This window comes from Corynebacterium sp. HMSC059E07, from assembly GCF_001814395.1.
GTDB classification, from domain to species: domain Bacteria; phylum Actinomycetota; class Actinomycetes; order Mycobacteriales; family Mycobacteriaceae; genus Corynebacterium; species Corynebacterium hesseae.
In genome coordinates, this window is record NZ_KV816333.1 from 157156 (window position 1) to 157758 (window position 603).

Genomic DNA, 603 nt, shown 5'->3' on the forward strand with positions numbered 1-603 from the left:
GCCAGATTGAAGACCAGCTCGGGTGCTCGCACCGCGCGATTTCCCGAGCGAACCAAGCGCTGCGAAGCCTTGGCCTGACTACTGCCCAGCAGGTCGCGGCGTTGACGAATGACGAGCTAGACGAGATATTCGTTGATAAACGCACCAGCGGTCAAGGCGAGTTCGTCCCGATTGACTTTGACGCGGTCGTCAAAGCACGCACAGGGCGTGTGAAGCAGACACTGCAAGTATTGTGGGCTCGCTACACCACCACCCCCACCCAGCCGGGCCAGCGTCATTACAGCTACGACCGGTTCCGCCAGCTGGTTGCCTCCCATGTCGATGCGGCCGGGCTTACCGCCCGGATCACCCATGCACCAGGGCATACGATGCAGGTGGACTGGGCAGGGAACAAGATGCGCCTGTACGACCCTGCGGGCACACCGGGTGCGAAAGTCAGCATTTTCGTCGCTTCGCTGCCGTATTCAGGAATGCTGTTTGCTTGTGCGTGTGTTGACCAGCGGCAACAGTCCTGGCTTGATGCACACCGCCAAGCGTTTGACTACTTCGGTGGGGTCTGCCAGGTTGTTGGACCTGACCCCCGGAAAGTAGACACGTCGGGGG

Annotated in this window: 1 pseudogene; it reads left to right on the forward strand. The window is 60.7% G+C overall.

Going from position 1 to position 603, the window contains the following annotated elements:
• A pseudogene (locus HMPREF2967_RS13280) lies at nucleotides 1-603 on the forward strand (IS21 family transposase); the annotation flags it as partial.